The organism is Allobosea sp., assembly GCF_048595345.1.
GTDB lineage: Bacteria > Pseudomonadota > Alphaproteobacteria > Rhizobiales > Beijerinckiaceae > Allobosea.
Genome location: NZ_JBMDWH010000196.1, coordinates 1 through 18,754, shown reverse-complemented (window position 1 = coordinate 18,754; position 18,754 = coordinate 1). Strand labels below are relative to the sequence as shown.

General features: G+C 67.4%; 20 protein-coding genes and 1 tRNA gene. 5 read left to right on the top strand and 16 right to left on the bottom strand.

Annotated features, from left to right (window positions below):
• Positions 1-65: 65 nt before the first annotated feature.
• Positions 66-141: transfer RNA gene (locus tag ACOJTB_RS17215), tRNA-Ala, on the top strand.
• Positions 142-257: 116 nt separating this feature from the next.
• On the opposite strand, the gene ACOJTB_RS17210 is transcribed toward ACOJTB_RS17215, so the two are convergent.
• The 8 genes from ACOJTB_RS17210 to ACOJTB_RS17175 all read right to left on the bottom strand — a co-directional run bounded on the left by ACOJTB_RS17210 (position 258) and on the right by ACOJTB_RS17175 (position 7,318).
• Complete coding sequence (locus ACOJTB_RS17210) at positions 258-665, bottom strand: helix-turn-helix domain-containing protein (RefSeq protein ID WP_420103752.1); 408 nt, start codon at positions 663-665, stop codon at positions 258-260.
• Positions 666-807: 142 nt separating this feature from the next.
• Complete coding sequence (locus ACOJTB_RS17205) at positions 808-1,608, bottom strand: Crp/Fnr family transcriptional regulator (protein ID WP_420103751.1); 801 nt, start codon at positions 1,606-1,608, stop codon at positions 808-810.
• Between the two features lie 130 nt (positions 1,609-1,738).
• Complete coding sequence (locus ACOJTB_RS17200; RefSeq protein ID WP_420103750.1) at positions 1,739-2,008, bottom strand: DUF6894 family protein; 270 nt, start codon at positions 2,006-2,008, stop codon at positions 1,739-1,741.
• Between the two features lie 88 nt (positions 2,009-2,096).
• Complete coding sequence (locus ACOJTB_RS17195) at positions 2,097-2,996, bottom strand: polysaccharide deacetylase family protein (RefSeq protein ID WP_420103749.1); 900 nt, start codon at positions 2,994-2,996, stop codon at positions 2,097-2,099.
• 24 nt (positions 2,997-3,020) lie between these two features.
• Positions 3,021-4,721 carry a dipeptide ABC transporter ATP-binding protein gene (locus tag ACOJTB_RS17190; protein WP_420103748.1) on the bottom strand — a complete coding sequence of 567 codons (1,701 nt, stop codon included), beginning with the start codon at positions 4,719-4,721 and terminating at the stop codon, positions 3,021-3,023.
• Positions 4,718-5,596 carry an ABC transporter permease gene (locus ACOJTB_RS17185; protein ID WP_420103747.1) on the bottom strand — a complete coding sequence of 293 codons (879 nt, stop codon included), beginning with the start codon at positions 5,594-5,596 and terminating at the stop codon, positions 4,718-4,720. Before ACOJTB_RS17185 ends, ACOJTB_RS17190 begins: the two co-directional genes overlap by 4 nt.
• Positions 5,593-6,567 carry an ABC transporter permease gene (locus tag ACOJTB_RS17180; RefSeq protein ID WP_420103746.1) on the bottom strand — a complete coding sequence of 325 codons (975 nt, stop codon included), beginning with the start codon at positions 6,565-6,567 and terminating at the stop codon, positions 5,593-5,595. The genes ACOJTB_RS17185 and ACOJTB_RS17180 overlap by 4 nt, the downstream gene beginning before the upstream one ends.
• A gap of 49 nt (positions 6,568-6,616) precedes the next feature.
• On the bottom strand, positions 6,617-7,318 hold the full coding sequence (locus ACOJTB_RS17175) for a creatininase family protein (RefSeq protein WP_420103745.1): 702 nt from the start codon (positions 7,316-7,318) through the stop codon (positions 6,617-6,619).
• Between the two features lie 135 nt (positions 7,319-7,453).
• Here ACOJTB_RS17175 and ACOJTB_RS17170 point away from each other — a divergent pair, with 135 nt between their 5' ends.
• From ACOJTB_RS17170 to ACOJTB_RS17155, 4 genes are all read left to right on the top strand, one after another.
• Positions 7,454-8,002, top strand: coding sequence for a MarR family winged helix-turn-helix transcriptional regulator (locus ACOJTB_RS17170; RefSeq protein WP_420103744.1), 549 nt, complete (start codon positions 7,454-7,456; stop codon positions 8,000-8,002).
• The gene (locus ACOJTB_RS17165; protein WP_420103743.1) at positions 8,002-9,591 is read left to right on the top strand and encodes an ABC transporter substrate-binding protein; all 1,590 of its coding nucleotides are present in this window, start codon (positions 8,002-8,004) and stop codon (positions 9,589-9,591) included. Before ACOJTB_RS17170 ends, ACOJTB_RS17165 begins: the two co-directional genes overlap by 1 nt.
• A gap of 71 nt (positions 9,592-9,662) precedes the next feature.
• Entirely contained in the window at positions 9,663-10,700 is a 1,038-nt protein-coding gene (locus ACOJTB_RS17160; protein ID WP_420103742.1) for a ketopantoate reductase family protein, read from the top strand.
• Entirely contained in the window at positions 10,673-11,428 is a 756-nt protein-coding gene (locus tag ACOJTB_RS17155; RefSeq protein WP_420103741.1) for an SDR family NAD(P)-dependent oxidoreductase, read from the top strand. The genes ACOJTB_RS17160 and ACOJTB_RS17155 overlap by 28 nt, the downstream gene beginning before the upstream one ends.
• Before the next feature lie 4 nt (positions 11,429-11,432).
• Here the strand turns inward: ACOJTB_RS17155 and ACOJTB_RS17150 are convergent, their stop codons facing one another.
• From ACOJTB_RS17150 to ACOJTB_RS17115, 8 genes are all read right to left on the bottom strand, one after another.
• On the bottom strand, positions 11,433-12,398 hold the full coding sequence (locus ACOJTB_RS17150; RefSeq protein ID WP_420103740.1) for a 2-hydroxyacid dehydrogenase: 966 nt from the start codon (positions 12,396-12,398) through the stop codon (positions 11,433-11,435).
• A gap of 46 nt (positions 12,399-12,444) precedes the next feature.
• Complete coding sequence (locus ACOJTB_RS17145) at positions 12,445-13,122, bottom strand: RraA family protein (protein WP_420103739.1); 678 nt, start codon at positions 13,120-13,122, stop codon at positions 12,445-12,447.
• Between the two features lie 12 nt (positions 13,123-13,134).
• A complete protein-coding gene (locus ACOJTB_RS17140; RefSeq protein WP_420103738.1) occupies positions 13,135-13,923 on the bottom strand; it encodes an ABC transporter permease in 789 nt (262 codons plus the stop codon).
• On the bottom strand, positions 13,920-14,762 hold the full coding sequence (locus ACOJTB_RS17135; RefSeq protein ID WP_420103737.1) for an ABC transporter permease: 843 nt from the start codon (positions 14,760-14,762) through the stop codon (positions 13,920-13,922). Before ACOJTB_RS17135 ends, ACOJTB_RS17140 begins: the two co-directional genes overlap by 4 nt.
• Positions 14,759-15,814, bottom strand: a complete 1,056-nt coding sequence (locus ACOJTB_RS17130) for an ABC transporter ATP-binding protein (RefSeq protein ID WP_420103736.1) — start codon at positions 15,812-15,814, stop codon at positions 14,759-14,761. Before ACOJTB_RS17130 ends, ACOJTB_RS17135 begins: the two co-directional genes overlap by 4 nt.
• 13 nt (positions 15,815-15,827) lie before the next feature.
• Positions 15,828-16,886, bottom strand: coding sequence for an extracellular solute-binding protein (locus ACOJTB_RS17125; RefSeq protein ID WP_420103735.1), 1,059 nt, complete (start codon positions 16,884-16,886; stop codon positions 15,828-15,830).
• A 73-nt stretch (positions 16,887-16,959) separates the two neighbouring features.
• Entirely contained in the window at positions 16,960-17,787 is an 828-nt protein-coding gene (locus ACOJTB_RS17120; RefSeq protein WP_420103734.1) for a creatininase family protein, read from the bottom strand.
• A 31-nt stretch (positions 17,788-17,818) separates the two neighbouring features.
• Positions 17,819-18,637: an ABC transporter permease gene (locus ACOJTB_RS17115; RefSeq protein WP_420103733.1), complete on the bottom strand. Its 819-nt coding sequence runs from the start codon at positions 18,635-18,637 to the stop codon at positions 17,819-17,821.
• Positions 18,638-18,754 lie beyond the last annotated feature (117 nt).

Below are 18,754 nucleotides of genomic sequence, written 5' to 3'. Positions count from 1 at the left end.
CCACCGAAAGAACGACGGACCCGATTGACATCCATACGACGCAGAGCCTAGAAGGCCAGCGCCTTGGGGCTGTAGCTCAGATGGGAGAGCGCTGCAATCGCACTGCAGAGGTCAGGGGTTCGAATCCCCTCAGCTCCACCAAGGCTTTTCCTGACATGGTTGATCGCGGTCTGGCCGGCGTGATTCGGCGCGGCGCTGGCATGCGCTGAAAGCCGGGCGGTTCGCGTCTGCTCGGCCTCCCGGCACGCTCGCGCGGGTCAGGCCGGCGTGTCGTCCGAGAAGGTCTGCGCCACCAGTTCTACCAGTGCGATGGCGTGCGCGCGGCCCTTGCGGGAGCGGATGCGGGCGAAGGCGTGGTCCAGCCGCTCCGCCTCCCCTGCTGCCGAAGATGCGGCGTAGTCGCCCGCGCCGGCCTCCGCGAAGCCGGCCATGCCCGGTCGCAGCCGCTCCAGCCCCTCGAAGAAGTAGTTCGCCGCCACATCGAAATGGCGCGCGATCAGAAACAGCGCCTCCGCGCTCAGGCGCACCGCCCCGCTCTCATATTTCTGCGCCTGCTGATAGGTGACGCCCAGAACGGCGCCGAGCTGGGCCTGGTTGAGGCCGTGCTTCTCGCGCAACAGGCGAAGCCGCGCGCCGATATGCCGATTGATCGGGCTCCCCGTCATTCTCATCCCTAGCCCCCTCGCCCCCGAGAAGCATGGCGATCGCGCGCTCGCGGGCCAAACATGACGCCCGCGGCGCCTCTGTGCAAACGGCATATCGGCGCAGGGTTGACCGAAACCGAAGGCGAGGATGGGAGAGTGTTTCTCAGCCCGCAGGGCTGTCGGCAAAGGCGCGGCGCGTCGGCGCCGCATCGGCCGGACCATCGTCATCGCGCAGATGCAGATAGGCCGGGTCGAAGCCGGAGAGTGCCCGCAGCCCCGTCCAGTCCCTGATCGTCAGCGTCCCGCGGGAGAGGCCGATCAGGCCGCGGCCGCGCAGCGCCTGCAAGGTGCGGTTGACATGCACGATCGACAATCCCAGCGCATCCGCGAGATCGCCCTGCGACAGCGGCATGTCGCAGCTAGCGGGCCCGGCCAGTCCCACCGCTCCCAGCCTGACGAAGATCTCGCAGAAGAGATGGGCCATCTGCTCCTCGGCTGAGCGGCGGCCGATGCCCAGAAGCCATTCGCGATAGGCCGCCGCGTCGATCAAGGTCTCGCGCCACATGATGCGGGCCAGACCGGGATGGCGGCGATGCAGATCGTGAAGATGCTCGTGCCGGATGAAGGCGATGGTGGCCGGCCCGATGCTGGACAGGGAATGGTCCATCTGCCCGAGAAGAAGGCTCTGGAGGTCGGGAATATCGCCCGGCAGATGCAGGGAGAGGATCTGTCGCTTGCCGTCGCTGGTCGCCTTGTGGCGGCACAGCCAGCCGCTCTGGACAAGGACGCAGAACTCCGGCCTTTCGCCTTCGCGCGCGATGTCGTGTTGCGGGCCGATCTCGGCGATGAAGACGGGCAGCGCGCGAATCGCGGCCTCCTCCTGCCCCGTCAGGGTCGCGATGGCGCCCAGCTTGCGAATGAGCGCGTCGATCGCCGCTTTCGCCTGTGTCCCAATCCCTTGCATCCAGGGTCCCCCGATCCCTAAAGCGCCGATGGCGGAGACAGACGGTCATCCGAGACAGGCAGCGCGGATATGAAAGAACGAGCGCGGCGCAGCTCAGGTTCCAGCGAGGGGGCTCGATGCCAGCTTCGCCTCAGGCGAAATCCGCTGCCAGCGGATCGCCATCGTCGTCGCACCAACCGCCGGAGAGGACCAATGTGGCGCAATAGATCACCCGGCCGTTCTCGCTGCGGACACGCACGAGATAGCGGCGATGGTCGCCGTTCGGCGTGTGGTCCTTGGCCATGTCGGGCAAGGCGGAGAGGGCGGCGATGCGAGCCTTCGCGGCATCGACGAGGTCGATGCCGTCCTCGTCAAGCAGCGGTTGGGTCCCGTCATGAGTGTCGATGAAGTAGCGCGCCATGGACGCTCAATGCGGAGCCGCGACCGAGGTTCCGCGAGCGGTGTCGGCCGTGCATCACAGGCGGCGAGTGGCGCGGCTAAGCCATGCCCTACAGTCCGGCCTGGCTTTTCACATAAGCGGCGATCTCGGCATGGGTGGCGAACCAGCAATCGCCCTTGGCCTTGGCCAACCGGATCAGCTCCTCAAGGATCCAGATGCGCGAGCGATAGGTGATGACATGCGGATGCATGGTCAGCAGGAACAGCCCGCCCTCGGCATGGGCGCCTTCGAACTCGCGGCGGAAGATGTCGAAGACCGCTTCGGGTGGCGTATAGGGCCGCAGCGCCTGGAACCGGTTCATGTTGAAATAGACCGCGTCGTCGCGGATCCACTCCACCGGCAGCTCGACCATGCCGGTCGGCTCGCCATCCTCGATCAGCTCGTAGGGGTCGTCATCGGCGAAGAGCGAGGAATCGTAGAGCAGCCCCAATTCGCGCTCGATGGCGAGCGTCACCTCGGAAAAATCCCAGGAGGGCGTGCGCATGCCCACCGGGCGAATGCCGGTGACCTGCTCCAGGATATCGGCCGAGCGCAGATGCAGCTCCCGCTCCTGCGCCGGCGGGACGGCGGTGTTGACCTCGTGGATCCAGCCATGCAGCCCGATCTCATGGCCTTCCCCGACGATCCGACGCTGCTCCTCGGGATAGAGCAGGGCGGTGACGGCCGGCACGAAAAAGCTCGCCTTGATGTTCTCGCGCTCGAGCAGGCTCAGGATGCGCGGGATGCCCACGCGATTGCCGTATTGCCCCCAGGAAAGGCGGCCGATCGATTTGCCGCCGTCGCGCAGTTCATTGGTCTCGTGGTCCACGTCGAATGACAGGGCGACGGCGCAGCGGGCGCCGCCTGGCCAGGACCCAGGCTTGAGATTGCGCCCGGCCCGGACCTTGTCGACCTTGCCGCGCCAAGTCTCCTCTGGCCATTGCCATGGCGGAAGTTCGGTTTCGGACATCGGATCGCCTCCTCCGCTCGCGTCTCAGGCCTGCGGCAGCACCGGTACGGCCGCGAGCAACCGCCGGGTGTAATCGTGCCGCGGGTCGTCGTAGACCTCGCCGGCCGTTCCGCTCTCGACGATCCGGCCCCGATACATGATCGCGACGCGATCGCACAGATGCCGGACGACGGACAGATCGTGCGAGATGAAGATCAGCGTCAGGTCGAGCTCGCGGCGCAGGCGGATCAGCAGGTTGATGATCTGCGCCTGGATCGAGACGTCGAGCGAGGCGACGGGCTCGTCGCAGACCACGACCTCCGGCTGCATCGCCAGGGCGCGGGCGATGGCGACGCGCTGGCGCTGGCCGCCCGAGAACTGATGCGGGTAGCGGGCGGCGAAGGCCGGATCGAGCCCGACCGCCGCCAGCCATTGGCCGACATAGGCCTTGGCGCCGGCGCGGTCGATCAGGCCGTGCGCGACCGGGCCTTCCGCGATGCTGTCGCCCACCGTCATGCGCGGATTGAGCGAGGCGAAGGGGTCCTGGAAGATCGTCTGGACCTGGATGGTGATCTTGTGCGGGTTCGCCCCGGCGCTCATCACGGGCGCCCCGGCGATGCGGACGCTACCGCTGTCGGGCGCATAGATGCCGGCGGCGATCCGTCCCAGCGTCGATTTGCCCGAGCCCGATTCCCCGACGAGACCGAGGGCCTCGCCGCGCTTCAGCTCCAGCGTGACGCCTCCGACAGCCTGAACCGCGACCGGCGGCTTCGAGAGCCCCGCCTTCTGCGCGAGCTTGCGGAACAGGCCGGGCGTGGCGGCGAAGCGCTTCGCCACATCGGTGATGGCGACGTAAGGAGCGCCATCGGCCGGCTGGGCCGTCTCTGGCCTCGCCAGGCGTGGCGGCGGAGCGACATCGGCGCCGATACCGCCGGCGAGCAGGGTGCCGGGCTCGGCCCGGGAGGGCAGGGCGTCGAGCAAAGCGCGGGTATAGGCGTGCTCCGGCCGGGTCAGCACCCTCAGCGTCGGTCCCGCCTCGACGATCCGGCCGTGGCGCATCACGCAGACATGGTCAGCCAGTTCCGAGACGACGGCGAGGTCGTGGCTGATCCAGATCAGGGCGGTGCCTAGCTCGGCGACGAGTTCCTTCATCTCGGCGAGAATCTCGGCCTGCACCGAGACGTCGAGCGCGGTGGTGGGCTCGTCGCAGATGATCAGCCGCGGGCGATGCAGCAGGGCGATGGCGATGGCGACGCGCTGGCGCATCCCGCCCGAGAACTGATGCGGGTAGAAGTCGACCTTGCCCTCGGGATCGGGAATGCGGACCTGTGCGAGGGCCGCGACGGCGCGCCTGCGGGCCTCTGCCGGCGAGACGCTCTCATGGGCCTCCAGCGCGAGGCGGATCTGCGTGCCGATGGTCAGCATCGGGTTCAGCGTCATCATCGGGTCCTGGAAGACCATCGAGATCTGCTTGCCGCGGATCTTGCGCAATTCGGCCGGTGGCAGACCGACGAGCTCCCGCCCCTCCAGCTTGACGGAGGAGCCGGGCTCGACCCGGCCGGGAGCGTCGATGAGGCCGATGATCGAAAAGCCGGTGATGCTCTTGCCCGACCCGGATTCGCCGACGAGGCCCATCACCTGGCCGCGTTCGAGCGAAAAGGAGACGCCATCGACCGCCTTCACCACGCCGGCGCGGGTGTGAAAATGGGTGGCGAGGTTGCCGACGCTGAGAAGAGGCACGTTCATCGCTTCAGCCTCGGATTCACCTGGTCGCGGATCCGGTCGCCGACGAGGTTGATTGCGACGATCAGCACGATCAGCGCGATGCCGGGATAGAAGGAAATCCAGTAGCGGCCCGAGAGCATGTACTGGAAGCCGTTGGAGATGAGCATTCCCAGCGAGGGCTCGGTCACCGGCAGGCCGACGCCGAGGAAGGAGAGCGTCGCTTCCAGCGCGATGGCGTTGGCGACCTGCACGGTGGCGACGACGATCAGCGGCGGCAGGCAATTGGGGAAGATGTGGCGCCAGACGACGCGCCAGCCGGGCAGCGGTGTCGAGAGCACCGCCTCGACATAGTCCTTGCCGCGCTCGGCGGAGGCGGCGCCATGGGCGGCGCGGGCGAAGTAGGCATATTGGGCGGCAGCGAGCGCCGCGATGAGCTGCATCTTGCCCTGGCCGAGCAGGGCCGAGAGGACCAGCGCGAGCAGGATGGCCGGAAAGGCCAGCTGCAGGTCGATGACCCGCATGATGAAGGCCTCCCAGCGCCCGCCGATATAGGCCGCGCCGATGCCGAGCGCGACGCCGAGCGTGAAGGCCGCGGCGCCCGCCACCAGCCCCATCTGAAGGGAGATCCGCAGGCCGTAGAGAATGGCGGAGAGCAGGTCCCGCCCCTGCGCGTCGGTGCCGAGCCAATGGGTGTAGCCGCCTTCGCCGACATAGCCGGGGGGGCGGCGCGCGTCCGAGAGCGAGAGATTGGCGAGGTCATAGGGGTTTTGCGGAGCAACGAGCGGCGCCAGCACCGCGATGCCGATCATCAGCACGACGATGGCGAGCGCGACGACCGCGACCTTGCTCTCGCGGAACTCGGCCCAGAAGCGCCCGGCGGGGGAGGAGGCCGTCATCGGGCGCCTCCTTTGCGCAGGCGCGGATCGAGCCCGACATAAGCGAGATCGACGAGGAAGTTGATGGTGATGAAGACGAAGGAGACGAGCATCAGATAGGCGACCATCACCGGCCGGTCGAGCGATTGGATCGAGTCGATGATCAGCTTGCCGATGCCGGGCCAGGAAAAGATCGTCTCGGTGACGACGGCGAAGGCCAGCGTCGAAGCGAATTCCAGCCCGAACACGGTGACGAGCGGGATCGCGATCAGCCGCAGCACATGGCGGCGCAGCACGGTCCATTCCGAGAGGCCGGCGGCACGGGCGAATTTCACCGTATCGGAGAGCATGGCCTCGCGCGTGCCGGCGCGCGCCAACCGCGTCATCAGCGCGAGCTTGAAGAGCGACAGGTTGAGCGCTGGCAAGAACAGATGCTGGAGGCCGTTCAGCGTCAGGAAGCTCCAGGGCACGCCGAAGAGACTGACCGTCTCGCCGCGCCCGCCGGCCGGCAGCCATTGCAGCTGCACCGCGAAGGTCATGATCAGCACCAGCCCGATCCAGAAGGTCGGAACCGAAAAGCCGAGGATTGAGAAGGTCATGATCGCGCGCGCCAACAGGCTGTTCGGCCGGTAGCCGGCATAGATGCCAGCCGGAATGCCGATGAGCGCGGCGCCGCAGACGGCGGCGAGCGTCAGTTCCAGCGTCGCCGGCAGCCGCGAGAGGATCAGCTCCATCACCGGAATGCCGAAGACGAAGGAGCGGCCGAAATCACCGTGGAGAACGCGGCCGAGGAATGTGAAATATTGCTGCCAGAGCGGCTGGTCGAGCCCGTATCGCGCGATCGTCTGGAGCCGCAATTCCTGGCTGACATCGGGGCCGATCAACACGTCGATCGGGTTGCCGATGGCGTAGACGCCGACGAAAACCAGCGCCGACATGACAAGCATGACGACGAGGGACTGCGCCAGCCTGACGGCGATATGGCCTAGCATGCCGGGTGCTCCGGCGCGGTGTTCCGAGGGCTCAGGGATGAGAACGGCCTCACGGCCAGTTCTCCATCATCGCGGCGCGCGTTTCCTCGACGCCGACCTGCCACAGGTGGAGCATCTCCTCGTCCGGGCGCTGGTAGAGCCCATGAAAATTGCCGTCGCCCAGGATGCGTCTACGCTTCTCCGGGCTGGCGGCCTGATACTCTGCGGCATTGAAGGGCGGCTTCGACGTCTGCGGCATTGCGACGCCGGCCAGCCGCGTCCAGGGAAAATTCTCCATCCAGGAGGCATGGGAGGCGGCTGGGTCGATCGCCCGGACGGCCGCCTGGAATTGCGGCGCCGCCCACCAATTGTGCAGGCGGATCGAAGCGTCCTGATGCGAGGCGAGCCATTCGGTGGCGAAGTTCAGCGCGGGAGAATTGCCGCCATGCCCGTTGACCAGCACGATCCGGCGGAAGCCCGAGCGGTAGAATCCGTCGAACACATCTCGCAGCAAAGCGACATAGGTCGAGAGGCGCAGCGAGATGCTGCCGGGAAAATCGAGGAAGCCGGGGGTGAGCCCATAGGCCAGAACTGGAAAGACCGGGATTCCGAGCGGCTCGGCAGCCTCGCTGGCCACACGCTCGGAGAGGATCACGTCCGTGGCGAGGCTGAGATAGGCATGCTGCTCGACGCTGCCGAGCGGCAGGACGCAGCGGTCGTCGCGCTTGGCCTGCTCCTCCAGCTGCATCCAGTTCATCTCGGCGACCAACACGGCGCGTTCCTTGCTTCGGGCTGAGTTTGGGTGATCAATGACGCTTCGCGTCCGCCGCGCGGACGGCCGACATTCCATCCTTGACTTCAACCTCCCGGAGCGTCAAGTTCCATTTGGAACTAAACGGGAGGTCGAATGCCGCATTCCCCGACGACGCTGTCGCAGGCCGACCCGGCGCGAGTGGAGGCGCTCACTGCTCTCGATCCGCTGATCGTGACCAAGCTGTGGACCAATCCCTGCTGGTTGTCGTTCCGACTCAATTTCATCGCCTTCCGCTTCAATGATCCGGTCTATCGCTGGATCGAGACCCGCTACGGCCTCGTGCGCCCGGATTTCGTGGCGCTCTACGCCGTCGGGCTGAAGGGCGGGGTAGCGGCGAAGAACATCGTCGCCTCCGCCGGCCTGCCGAAAAACACGTTGTCGCGCGCCATTCAGAAGCTGTTGCAGCGGCGCCTGCTGCGACGCGAGGCCGATCAGGCCGATCTGCGCAGCTATGTGCTGCATCTGACGCCTGCCGGCCGCCAGATCTTCGATGAAACGATGCCGCTGATGGTCGAGCAGCAGAAGACGATGCTCTCCTGCCTCAGCGAAGACGAACAGCGGCAGCTCTGCACGCTGATGGACAAGCTGGTCATCGCCTCTCCGGCCTGGCCCAACGAACTCGATCACGAGGGGACTTCCTGATGAACTTTGCCCGCAGCTTCCGCCTGGCCGCTTTCGCGGCCGTTCTCGGCGCCGCCGTCTCGACCGGGGCGCTCGCCCAGACGCTGACCATCGGCGTGCGCGCCGGCCCGGAGTCGATCGATCCGCATTACACCGCCACCGGCACCCATGCCGAGGCGTTGAAGCATGTCTTCGACACGCTGGTCTGGTCCGGCGACCAGCTCCAGCTCGAGCCGCGGCTGGCGACGAGCTGGAAGGCGATCGAGCCGAATGTCTGGGAGTTCAAGCTGCGCTCCGGCGTGAAATTCCATGACGGCTCGGACTTCACTGCCGAGGACGTGAAGTTCTCGATCGAGCGCATCCCGACCGTCGCAGGCCCGAACCCGACGACGATCTATGTCCGCCGCGTCAAGGAGGTGAAGATCATCGATCCGCTCACCGTCCATGTGGTGACCGACGGGCCGGCGCCGAACCTGCCGAACGACTTCATCCGGCTCTTCGTCGTCTCGCACAAGGCGGCTGCGGGGCTCACCAAGGACAACGCCAACGAGGCCTTCAACACCGGCAAGGCCGCGATCGGCACCGGTCCCTACAAATTCGTGTCCTGGACGCCGAAGGACCAGCTCGTCCTGGACCGTTTCGACGGCTACTGGGGCGAGAAGCAGCCCTGGGCCAAGGTGCTGCGCAAGGAGCTGCCGAACGACGCCGCCCGCGTCGCGCAGCTCAAGGCCGGCCAGGTGGACATCATCGTGCGCGCCCCGGCCTCGGACGTGCCGACGCTGAAGCGCGATCCCAAGCTCGCCGTCACCACCGTCGACAGTGTCTATCTTTTCAACGTGGAACTGGACCTGCGCGACAAGGCTCCGCAGGTCACCGCCAAGGACGGCTCGGCCCTCGCGAAGAACCCCTTCCAAGATGCCAAGGTACGCGAGGCGATCGACATCGCCATCGACCGGCCGGCGCTGGCCGAGGTGGCGATGGAAGGGCTCGGAGCGGCCGCCAACCAGCTGGTTACGCCCACCATCGCCGGCTTCAACAAGGCGCTTCCGGCGATCAAGCCCGATCTGGCCAAGGCGAAGAAGCTGATGGAAGAAGCCGGTTACGCGAATGGCTTCAAGGTCACCTTCTCCTTCACCAATGACCGGCTCCCGGGCGACCGTCAGGTCGGCACCTCGATCGCGCAGATGCTGGCGCGCATCGGCATCGAGGTCGTCGCCAATGCGCAGCCCGGCGCCGTCTTCTTCCCCGCTCGCGCCCGCTCCGAATATTCGATGGCGATGTCCGGCTGGGGCACGCTGACGGGCGAGGCGAACTACACACTGTCCTCGCTGGTCCACTCCAACGATCCCGCCAAGAAGCTCGGTGCGTTCAATCTGCTCGGCTACAAGAACGCCGAGGTCGACAAGCTGATCGAGGATGCCGGCGTCGAGATGGACGAGGCCAAGCGCAACAAGATGCTGTCTGACGTCGCCGCGATCGTCGCCAAGGAGCGTCCGCGCCTCGCCATCGCCTCGGTCGGCTCGGCCTGGGCGATGCAGAAGGACAAGGTGACGATCAAGCCGCGCGTCGACGAGGACACGCTGGCCATGGATATCAAGCCGGCGAAGTAATTCGCCGCACCAGCGACGATCCCTGCGGGCGCCGCGATCCGGCGCCCGTTTCGCATCCGAATGAGAGCAGCATGAGCGAACCGATCCTGATCTGGGGTGCCGGCGCCATCGGCGGGACGCTCGGCGCTTATTGGGCGCGCGCTGGTGTGCCGGTGCTGATGGTCGATATCGTGCCCGGCCATGTCGAGGCCTGCCGTAGCAGGGGGCTGGAGATTTCGGGGCCGGTCGAAACCTTCCGGCAGGTGGTGCCGGCGGTGACGCCTCAGGAGCTGACCGGCCACTATTCGCGCATCGTGCTGGCGGTGAAGGCCGGGGCGACCGAGGCGGCGCTGGCGCAGCTGACGCCGCATCTCGCCGAAGACGGCTATGTGCTCTCCGCCCAGAACGGGCTGAACGAGCTGGCCATCGCCCGCGCCGTGGGGGCGGAGAGGACGATGGGCTGCTTCGTCAATTTCGGCGCCGACTGGCTCGGCGACGGGCAGATCCTCTACGGCAATCGCGGGGCGGTCGTCGTCGGAGAGCTCGACGGGGCGAAGACCGAGCGCGTTGCGGAAATGCACCGGCTGCTGAAGCTCTTCGATGCCGATTCGATCCTGACCGACAACATCTTCGGCTATCTGTGGGGCAAGCTCGCCTATGGGGCGATGCTGTTCGGCACCGCGCTGACGGACGAGTCGATGTCGGCGAATTTCGCCGATCCACAGCGCCTTCCGGTCTGGCTCGCTCTCGGGCGGGAGGTCGGCGCGGTCACGGCGGCGCGCGGCGTGGCCTCGCTGGGCTTTGGGCGGTTCGACCCGATGGTGTTCGCGCCCGGCGCGCCCGAGGAGCCGCAGATCGACACGATCCGCTGGCTCGCCGATTACACCTCGCAGACGGCCAAGACCCATTCGGGCATCTGGCGTGATCTCGCCGTGCGAAAGCGCAAGACCGAGGTGGATCCGCAGATCGGCGTCATCGCCGAACTCGGCCGGCAGGCCGGGGTTCCGACGCCCGCTATCGAGACGCTGGTCGCACTCATCCACGACATCGAGGAAGGCCGCCGCCCGATGGCCTTCGAGACACTGAAGGTTCTGATCGACACATGCAAAACCGCTTCGACGGCCGCGTAGCCCTCGTCACCGGTGCCGCGCAGGGCATCGGCCGCGCCATCGCCTTGGCGCTGGCCGAGGCCGGTGCCAGCGTCCACCTCGCCGATATCGACGCTGCCGGCGTCAGCGCGACCGCGGCCGAGATCGGTGCGAGCGCGCATGCGGTCGATCTCGGCTCGGCCGAAGCGGCGCAGGCGCTGATCCGCGACATCGTCGCTACGGAGGACGGGCTGGATCTGCTGGTCCATGCGGCCGGCGGGGTGCGTGGCCAGGTCGGCCGGCCGATCGAGGAGATTTCGGAAGAGGATTGGCGCGTGATCTTCGCGGCCAATGTCGATGCCGCCTTCTTCCTCGCCCGGGCGGCGGCGCCGGTGATGCGCAAGGCCCGCTATGGCCGCATCGTCACCATCTCCTCCGGTGCCGGATTGCGGCCGAGCCTCACCGGCATCCAGGCCTATGCCAGCGCCAAGCATGCGCTGGTGGGGCTGACGAAGCAGCTCGCCTGGGAGCTGGGGCCTCATGGCATCACCGTCAATTCGGTGGCGCCGGGCTTCGTGCGCTCCAACCCCGCCACCGAGCGGCAATGGGAGAGCTATGGGCCGGAGGGGCAGAAGCGGCTGGTCGAGAGCATCCACACCCGTCGCCTGGGCACACCGCAGGACATCGCCCATGCGGCGCTGTTCTTTCTCGGAGAGCCCGCCGGCTGGGTCACCGGACAGGTGCTCTCCGTGGATGGCGGGCGGTCGTAGAGCGTCACACCACCAGATCGAGCGGCGGCACCGGCTCGCCGCGAGAGACGTGCTGCATGTTGGCGAACATGCGCTTGACGGTCGGGGCGAAGTTGTCGGCCGCCATGGCGGCGAGGTGGGGCGTCACCACCAGATTGTCGAGCGTCAGCAGCTCGCTTTCCGGCGGCAGCGGCTCGACGGAGAAGACATCCATCGCCGCTCCCGCGATCTCCCGGGCGCGCAGCGCCTCGACCAGCGCCGCCTCGTCCACCACGCCACCGCGGGCGCAGTTCACCAGCACGGCCGTCTTCTTCATCGCCTTGAAGGCGGCCGTGTCGATGAGGTTCGTCGTTTCCGGTGTCAGGGGGCAATGCAGCGAGACGACATCGGCCTCGGCGAGGATTTCGGCCAGCGTCGCATGCCGCACGCCGAACTCTGCCTCCTCTGCCGGGCTGAGCGGGGTGCGCTTGGAGTAGAGGATGGTGCAGCCGAAGCCCTTCAGCAGCCGGGCGAGGTTCTTGCCGATCGCGCCGAAGCCGATGATGCCGACGGTCTTGCCGGAGAGCATATAGGTCTCGCCCGGGAGCTTGCCGGTGGCCCAGTGGCCCTTCTTCAGCTCCTGATGGCCGTAACCGATGAAGCGCAGAGCCGAGAGAGCCAGACCGAGCGCGAATTCGGCGACCGGCAGCGCGTTCGAGCCGGTGGTGCGGGCGACCTTGATGCCGAGTTCCCTGGCGGCGGCGATGTCGATGTTGTCGACACCCACGCCCCATTTGTGGAGCAGCTTCAGCTTCTTGGCCGCCCGCAGCACGTCGGCCGAGACGCCCACCTGACCGGCGATGGCGTAATCGGCTTCGGCGATGATCTGCTTCATGTGGTCGTCGCCGCGGGCCGTGCCATGGGTCAGCACGAAGCCCTCGGGGAGCAGCTCACGCAGGCGCTCGGCGCGCTCTGGCGTCGTCATATCGAGCAGGACGATGGTCTCGGGCATGGTCGGTGTTCCGGTCACGAGAGGAGGCTGTCGAAGAGGACGCGGCTCAGCCGTTCTGGGCGAGCGCGTCGAGCACCATTTTGGTGGCACCGGAGATGTCGCCGAGCTTCTCGCCGGCCTTGACGCGATCTTGCGTCTTTTCTCCACGTGCCTGCCGCGCAATGGCGGCGTCGGCGATGGCCTCGGCCTCTTCACGGGGCAGCACCAGCACGCCGGATTCGTCGGCGAGAATGACGTCGCCCGCCTTCACCGGAACATTGCCGCAAGAGATGGGGTGGTTGAGCGTGCCGCCGAGATTGTAGAGGCGGGTGGTGATCGGCGACATGCCGCGGCACCACATCGGAAAGTCGGAATCCTGGATTTCCGTGAGATCGGTGCAGGGGCCGTCCACGATGCCGCCGGCCGCGCCCGCCGCCTTGGCCGCCACCGTGACACCGCCGCCCCAGCAGGCGTGCTTGTCGTCGCCGAGACGGTCGACCACCAGGATGTCCCCCGGCCGCAGCAGGCCGAGCGTGTGATGCAGCAGGGTCGAATCCTGTCCCGGGATCGCCAGGGTGACGGCGACGCCGGCAATGCGTTTGGTGCGCAGCAGCGGCTGAATGCCGCGATCCATGAAGCCCCAATGCTGGGAATGGCCGACCGTGGCGGTCTCGACCTTGAGCAGCTTCTCGACCAGCCCCGCCGGCAGCGACTCGGGCATCGGGGCGATGCGGTAATCGGGCATGTCTGCAAACTCCTATTTTCCAACCGCGCGGGCGACGCCGACGAGGCGTTCGACCGCGACGACGACGATCAGCGTGGCGATGATGAGGACGACGGAGAGGGCCGCGATCAGCGGGTCGGTGCGCCCTTCGACATAGCGCACCATCTCGACCGGGAGGGTGGAGGCGCGCGGGCCGGAGATGAAGAGCGAGATCACCGTCTCGTCGAAGGAGAGCAGAAAGGACAGGCAGGCGCAGGCGATCAGGCCCGGGGCCGCGAGCGGCAGGGTGACGCGGCGCACGACTCGCCAGGGGGTGGCGCCGAGCGTCGCGGCCGCGGCCTCGATGTCATGCGGCAGATTGGAGAGCGCGGTGGTCATCATGCGGATGACGAAGGGCACCGTCACCGTCATATGGCCGAGGACGAGGCCGGGCAGCGTGGCGGTCAGCCTGAGCGGCGTGAAGAAGAGCAGGAGCGCGAGGCCGGTGATCAGCGTCGGCAGCAGGAGCGGTGCGAGGAAGAAGCCGTTGAGCGCGTCCTTGCCGCGAAATTCGCCCTTCGCCAGAGCGAGCGCCGCCGGTACGCCCACCAGCAGCGAGCAGAGCGTCACCACGCTGGCGACCTGGACGCTGAGCCAGAGGGAAGCCAGCAGCGGCCCGTGATGCGCGAGCGCCTGGAACCAGCGCAGCGAATAACCGGAAGGTGGGAACAGGATGAAGCTGTCGGCCGAGAAGGCCAGCGCGAAGACGACGACGATCGGCGCGAGGATCAGCGCATAGACGATGCCCGCCAGTGTCGAGAGCAGAGAGCCCGCCCCGTTCATCGTGCGAGCCTCCGCGCCAGCAGGTTGGACAGCGCTAGCAGCACGAGCAGCAGAACCAGGGTGTAGAGCGCCAGCACGGCCGCGACGGGCCAGTTGGTGTTGGTCGTCGCCTGCTCGAAGATCTCGGTCGCCAGCACGAAGACGCGCCCGCCGCCCAGGAGCTTTGGGGTGATGTAGGCCGACATGGACAGGACGAAGCCGAGCCCCGCCGCGAGCACGATCGCCGGCAGGCTGAGCGGCAGCGTCACCCGCAGGAAGGTGCGGAACGGAGAGGCGCCGAGCGAGCGGGAGGCCTCCTCCAGCGTGCGGTCGAGCCGGCCGAAGCCCGCGAGCAGCGCGAGGATCATATAGGGCATGATGCTTTCGGCGAGGCCGATGGTCACGCCCGTCCAGTTGAAGACGAGCTTCAGCGGCGCCGAGATCAGGCCCAGCCACTGCAGCAGCCCGTTGACGAGGCCGCGATCGCCCAGGATCGCGAGCCAGCCGAAGACGCGCACCACGCCGGAGATGAGCATGGGCAGGATGGCGATGACGGCGAGGATGCCGCGCCAGCGCGAGGTGGTGCGGAAAAGGAAAAGCGACAGTGGATAGGAGAGCGCGAGCGCGATGGCCGTCGCGGTCGATGACAGCCAGAGCGAGTTCCAGGTCAACTCGAAGGTGAAACCGTCGGCGAAGGTCTCGCTGGCGGTCTTCAGCGAGAGCGCCTCCACCATCGCGCCCGTGGGGCCGACCTCGTTGAAGGCGTTGCGCAGCAGCAGCAGCGTCGGCCAGGCATAAATCCCCAGCACGAAAATTCCTGCCGGAAGCAGCAGCCAAAACAGCCGGCGCGAACCGCTCATGCGGCATCTCGCGCGAAGACGCGGCTTTCGGCGACCGGCCAGACCACGGCGACCGCCTGACCCTCGCCCGGGGCGGGGGAGCCGGAGGGCATTTCGACCGTCAGCTGCCCGCCCGCGCCCTCGACCAAGACCTCGACATGGTCTCCGACGAAGACGCTGCGCAGCACGCGGCCGGTGACGCGAACCGCGTCGGGCCCTGTCGCTTCGGAGAGCGGCAGGATGCGCATGCGCTGCGGGCGCACGAAGACGTCGAAGGCGCCCTTCGCCGGGGCAGCGAAACCCAGGGCTTCGTTCCAAAGCCGCACCTTGCCCTCCGCAGTGCGCTCGGCGGGCAGCGCATTGGCGCGGCCCACGAATTCAGCGACGAAACGGGTGGCGGGTTTCTCGTAGATCTCCTCGGGCGTGCCGATCTGCGCGATCCGGCCGCGATGCATCACGGCGATGCGGTCGCACATCGTCAACGCCTCGACCTGATCATGGGTGACGAAGAGCGTGGTGATGCCGAGCGAGCGCTGGATCGAGCGGATCTCGTGGCGCATCGCGTCGCGCAGCTTGGCGTCGAGATTGGACAGCGACTCGTCGAGCAGCAGCACGGATGGATGGATCACCAGCGCCCGCGCGAGCGCCACCCGCTGCTGCTGGCCGCCGGAGAGTTCGCGGGGCTTGCGGGCTCCCAGTCCGGACAGCCGCACCAGCGCCAGCGCTTCCTCCACCTGTCGGGCGATCTCGGCCTTGGCGCGGCGGCGCTCTTCCAGTCCGAAGGCGACGTTGCGAGCGACCGTCAGATGCGGGAACAGCGCGTAGGACTGGAAGACATAACCCATATTGCGCCGATGGGCCGGCAGGCCGGTGATGTCCTTGCCGTCGACGCGGATGCTGCCCCGATCGGGGTCGATCAGCCCAGCGAGCATTCGCAGCGTCGTCGTCTTGCCGCAGCCGGAGGGGCCGAGCAGGGCGACGGACTCGCCCTTCGCCACGCCGAGCGAGACGTCGTCGACGGCGGTGGCATTGCCAAAGCGCTTCTGTAGGCCGGAGAGTTCGAGATAGCTCATCGCCCCAAGCCGTTCAGCGGCCCGCCTGGGCGATGACTTCGCGCCGCCAGCGGTTGTTCCACTGGTCGCGAACTTTCAGGATGTCGTTCCAGTCGACGCCGATCATCTTCGCGCGATTATCCGGCGAGGCGGCGGTGCGGGCGGCGGCCTTCGGATCGATCTCGGCCTTGCCATTCGCCGGGGCATAGAACATCCGCTCGGTGAAGGCCTTCTGAGCCTGCCGGGACAGCGCATGCTTGACGAAGGCCGCAGCGGCGGCGCGGTTCTTCGAGCCGGCGCTGAGATTGATGGTGTTGATCTGGAAGACGGAGCCTTCCGGCGGGAGCAGCGAGACGAGCTTGCCGTTGGACTGGTCGCCATAGATCTGCGAGCGGGCGTTCCAGCCGGTCGCGACCTTGACCACGCCGTTGAGGATCAGGGAATAACCGTCGGGATTGGGCTCGAAGGTGTTGACCGAGGGCGCCAGCTCCCGGAGCTTCTTCATCGCCGCGTCGATCGATTTGCGATGGTCGCCGCCTTCCATCTTTTCGACCATGGCGGTCAGGGCGAGGCCCTGAATGTTGGGCGGAGCGGCGAGCGCGATCTGGCCCTTGAGGTCCGGACGCCAGAGATCGGCGAGCTTGGTCAGCGGAGGCGACAGCGCGGCGTCGTAGACCAGCACGAGATTGTCGAAGGTCACGGCCGGGCCGTATTCGCCGCCGGCGGCGCGGGCCTCGGGAAGCAATTCGTCGAGGACCGGGAATTCGGCCGGCGTCAGCTTGTCGAACAGGCCTTCGATATTGCCGATGGTCGAGGTGGTGACGTCCATGATGGTGACGTCCACCTGCGGGTCGGCCTTCTGGGCGCGAATGGTCCCGACCATCTGGGCGGAGGTGCCGCCCGGGGCGTAATTGACCTTCACGCCCGGATTGGCGGCCATGAAGGGCTCGACCACCGTCTTCATGTAATTGTCCTGGAAAATGCCCGAATAGGACATCAGCGTGATTTGCCCGCCCAGCTGCTGCGCGCGCAGGACGGAGGGCATCGCGACGGTGGCGAGGCCGGTCTTGAGGACGAGGCGGCGGGTCGGCATCGGCAACTCCTGCGGCTGTTGTTTCGAGGGCGAAGGCGCCCGCCGCGAGGTTCGCGGCGGGGCGGGTTTCGGATCAGGCCGGGATCTTGCTCGCGAAATGGGCGATGAAGCGGGCGCAGATGTCGGTCAGCTTCTCGGTGAGCTGGGCGCCCGTCTCGGCCGAGCACAGGCGCGGATCGCCCTTGGCGACGCCGAGATTGTAGACCTCGTCATATTCGTTCGGCATCGCCACCTCGTGGCCGTCGAAGCTCGCCGTGCCGAGCCCGGTGAAGGGCAGGCCGAGCACCGGGTCCTTCTTCAGGGGCTTGCCTTCGGGAATGAAGTCCTTGCGGATCAGCTCCGGGAACAGATGCAGGCCGATTGAGGTCAGCGGGTCGGCGCCATGGCCGGCGACGGCGGCGGCCTTGTCGGCCCCGCCGAGGATGCCCGGTAGCAGCCCGTAGCCGATGCGCCAGAGATAAAGGCTCGGCAGCACGATCTCCTCGCGCAGATAGAGATCCCGCGCGACCTCGGCGATCGGGCCAACATTGCCGCCATGGCCGTTGATCACGATGATCCGGGTCAGCCCGTTGCGGTGCAGCGACTCGACCATTTCGGCGATGACCTGGGTCAGCGTCGCCTGGGAGATGGCGATGCCGCCTTTCATCGAGCCGAACCAGTCATTGCCGCCGAAGGGCAGGACGGGCGCGACGAGGGTGCGGGTGCCGGCCTTGCTGGCGCGGATGGCGGCGAGCTCGGCGATCTTCTCCGCGAGCAGATAATCGCCCATCGGGGCATGCGGGCCCTGATCCTCATGGCTGCCCATCGGCAGCAGGATCACCGGGTTGGCGTCGAGGATCTGGCGGGCTTCGCCGCCGGTGATGGTGCCCATATGGACGAGCGGTTCGGTCTTGGCGGCCATGTCTGGTTTCCTCCGGTTCGGTGTTCTGGGATCAGTGGTCGCGCGTGCGCGGGTCGAGCCAGTCGCGCAGCGCGTCGCAGAGCAGGTTCATCGCAAGGATGGTCAGGGTCAGCGCCGCGCAAGGCCAGAGCAGCAGCAGCGGTGCCTGTTCCATGGTGGCGCGCGCGCCGCGGATCATGAGGCCCCAGGACGGGGCGGGGGGCACGACGCCGAGGCCGAGGAAAGACAGGCCGCTCTCCAGCACCACTGCCGCCGCGACCGCCAGCGAGAACTGGACGAGCAGCGGGCCGGCAATGTTCGGCAGAACTGTGCGGAACAGGATGCGAGAAGGGCGGGCGCCGAGGGCGCGGGCCGCCTCGACATATTCGCGGCCCTTCACAGCCAGCACCTCGGCATAGGTGACACGGGCGAAGCCGGGCACGTAGAGCACCGACAGGACCAACACGAGCGTGGCCGCACCCGGCCCGAGCAGGGTGACGACCAGCAGGGCAAGCAGAACCGGCGGAAAGCACATGATGATCTCGACGCCGCGCACGGTGAAGGAGGCGCTCCAGCTGCGGCTCCAGCCGCCGATCAGGCCCAGCGTGACGCCGACGAGCCCGGCGAAGAGGGCCGAGGCGAAGGCGACCGAGAGGCTGGTGCGCGCGCCCCAGATCAGGCGCGAGAGCACGTCGCGGCCGAATTCGTCGCGGCCGAGCCAGGAGCCCGGCATCGGCCCGGCGAGGCGGCGCGCGATGTCCTGCCGGATCGGGTCGGGCATCGGCAGAAGGGGCGCGGCGAGGGCGAGCAGCAGGATCAGCGCCACGAAGGCGCCAGGCACCGCGAGTTTGGCGAGGCCGCGCCGCTTCATGACTGCACCCGGGGATCGATCGCGGCGTGCAGCAGCTCGACCACGAGGTTGATCAGGAGGAACAGCACCGAGATCGTCAGCACGATGCCGACGACCATCGGATAGTCGCGGCCCTCG

Excerpts from the sequence above, each read along its gene's own strand:
- ACOJTB_RS17210 (WP_420103752.1), bottom strand. The coding sequence starts at position 665 with ATGACGGGGAGCCCGATCAATCGGCATATCGGCGCGCGGCTTCGCCTG.
- ACOJTB_RS17205 (WP_420103751.1), bottom strand. The coding sequence starts at position 1,608 with ATGCAAGGGATTGGGACACAGGCGAAAGCGGCGATCGACGCGCTCATT.
- ACOJTB_RS17200 (WP_420103750.1), bottom strand. The coding sequence starts at position 2,008 with ATGGCGCGCTACTTCATCGACACTCATGACGGGACCCAACCGCTGCTT.
- ACOJTB_RS17195 (WP_420103749.1), bottom strand. The coding sequence starts at position 2,996 with ATGTCCGAAACCGAACTTCCGCCATGGCAATGGCCAGAGGAGACTTGG.
- ACOJTB_RS17190 (WP_420103748.1), bottom strand. The coding sequence starts at position 4,721 with ATGAACGTGCCTCTTCTCAGCGTCGGCAACCTCGCCACCCATTTTCAC.
- ACOJTB_RS17185 (WP_420103747.1), bottom strand. The coding sequence starts at position 5,596 with ATGACGGCCTCCTCCCCCGCCGGGCGCTTCTGGGCCGAGTTCCGCGAG.
- ACOJTB_RS17180 (WP_420103746.1), bottom strand. The coding sequence starts at position 6,567 with ATGCTAGGCCATATCGCCGTCAGGCTGGCGCAGTCCCTCGTCGTCATG.
- ACOJTB_RS17170 (WP_420103744.1), top strand. The coding sequence starts at position 7,454 with ATGCCGCATTCCCCGACGACGCTGTCGCAGGCCGACCCGGCGCGAGTG.
- ACOJTB_RS17165 (WP_420103743.1), top strand. The coding sequence starts at position 8,002 with ATGAACTTTGCCCGCAGCTTCCGCCTGGCCGCTTTCGCGGCCGTTCTC.
- ACOJTB_RS17160 (WP_420103742.1), top strand. The coding sequence starts at position 9,663 with ATGAGCGAACCGATCCTGATCTGGGGTGCCGGCGCCATCGGCGGGACG.
- ACOJTB_RS17155 (WP_420103741.1), top strand. The coding sequence starts at position 10,673 with ATGCAAAACCGCTTCGACGGCCGCGTAGCCCTCGTCACCGGTGCCGCG.
- ACOJTB_RS17150 (WP_420103740.1), bottom strand. The coding sequence starts at position 12,398 with ATGCCCGAGACCATCGTCCTGCTCGATATGACGACGCCAGAGCGCGCC.
- ACOJTB_RS17145 (WP_420103739.1), bottom strand. The coding sequence starts at position 13,122 with ATGCCCGATTACCGCATCGCCCCGATGCCCGAGTCGCTGCCGGCGGGG.
- ACOJTB_RS17140 (WP_420103738.1), bottom strand. The coding sequence starts at position 13,923 with ATGAACGGGGCGGGCTCTCTGCTCTCGACACTGGCGGGCATCGTCTAT.
- ACOJTB_RS17135 (WP_420103737.1), bottom strand. The coding sequence starts at position 14,762 with ATGAGCGGTTCGCGCCGGCTGTTTTGGCTGCTGCTTCCGGCAGGAATT.
- ACOJTB_RS17130 (WP_420103736.1), bottom strand. The coding sequence starts at position 15,814 with ATGAGCTATCTCGAACTCTCCGGCCTACAGAAGCGCTTTGGCAATGCC.
- ACOJTB_RS17125 (WP_420103735.1), bottom strand. The coding sequence starts at position 16,886 with ATGCCGACCCGCCGCCTCGTCCTCAAGACCGGCCTCGCCACCGTCGCG.
- ACOJTB_RS17120 (WP_420103734.1), bottom strand. The coding sequence starts at position 17,787 with ATGGCCGCCAAGACCGAACCGCTCGTCCATATGGGCACCATCACCGGC.
- ACOJTB_RS17115 (WP_420103733.1), bottom strand. The coding sequence starts at position 18,637 with ATGAAGCGGCGCGGCCTCGCCAAACTCGCGGTGCCTGGCGCCTTCGTG.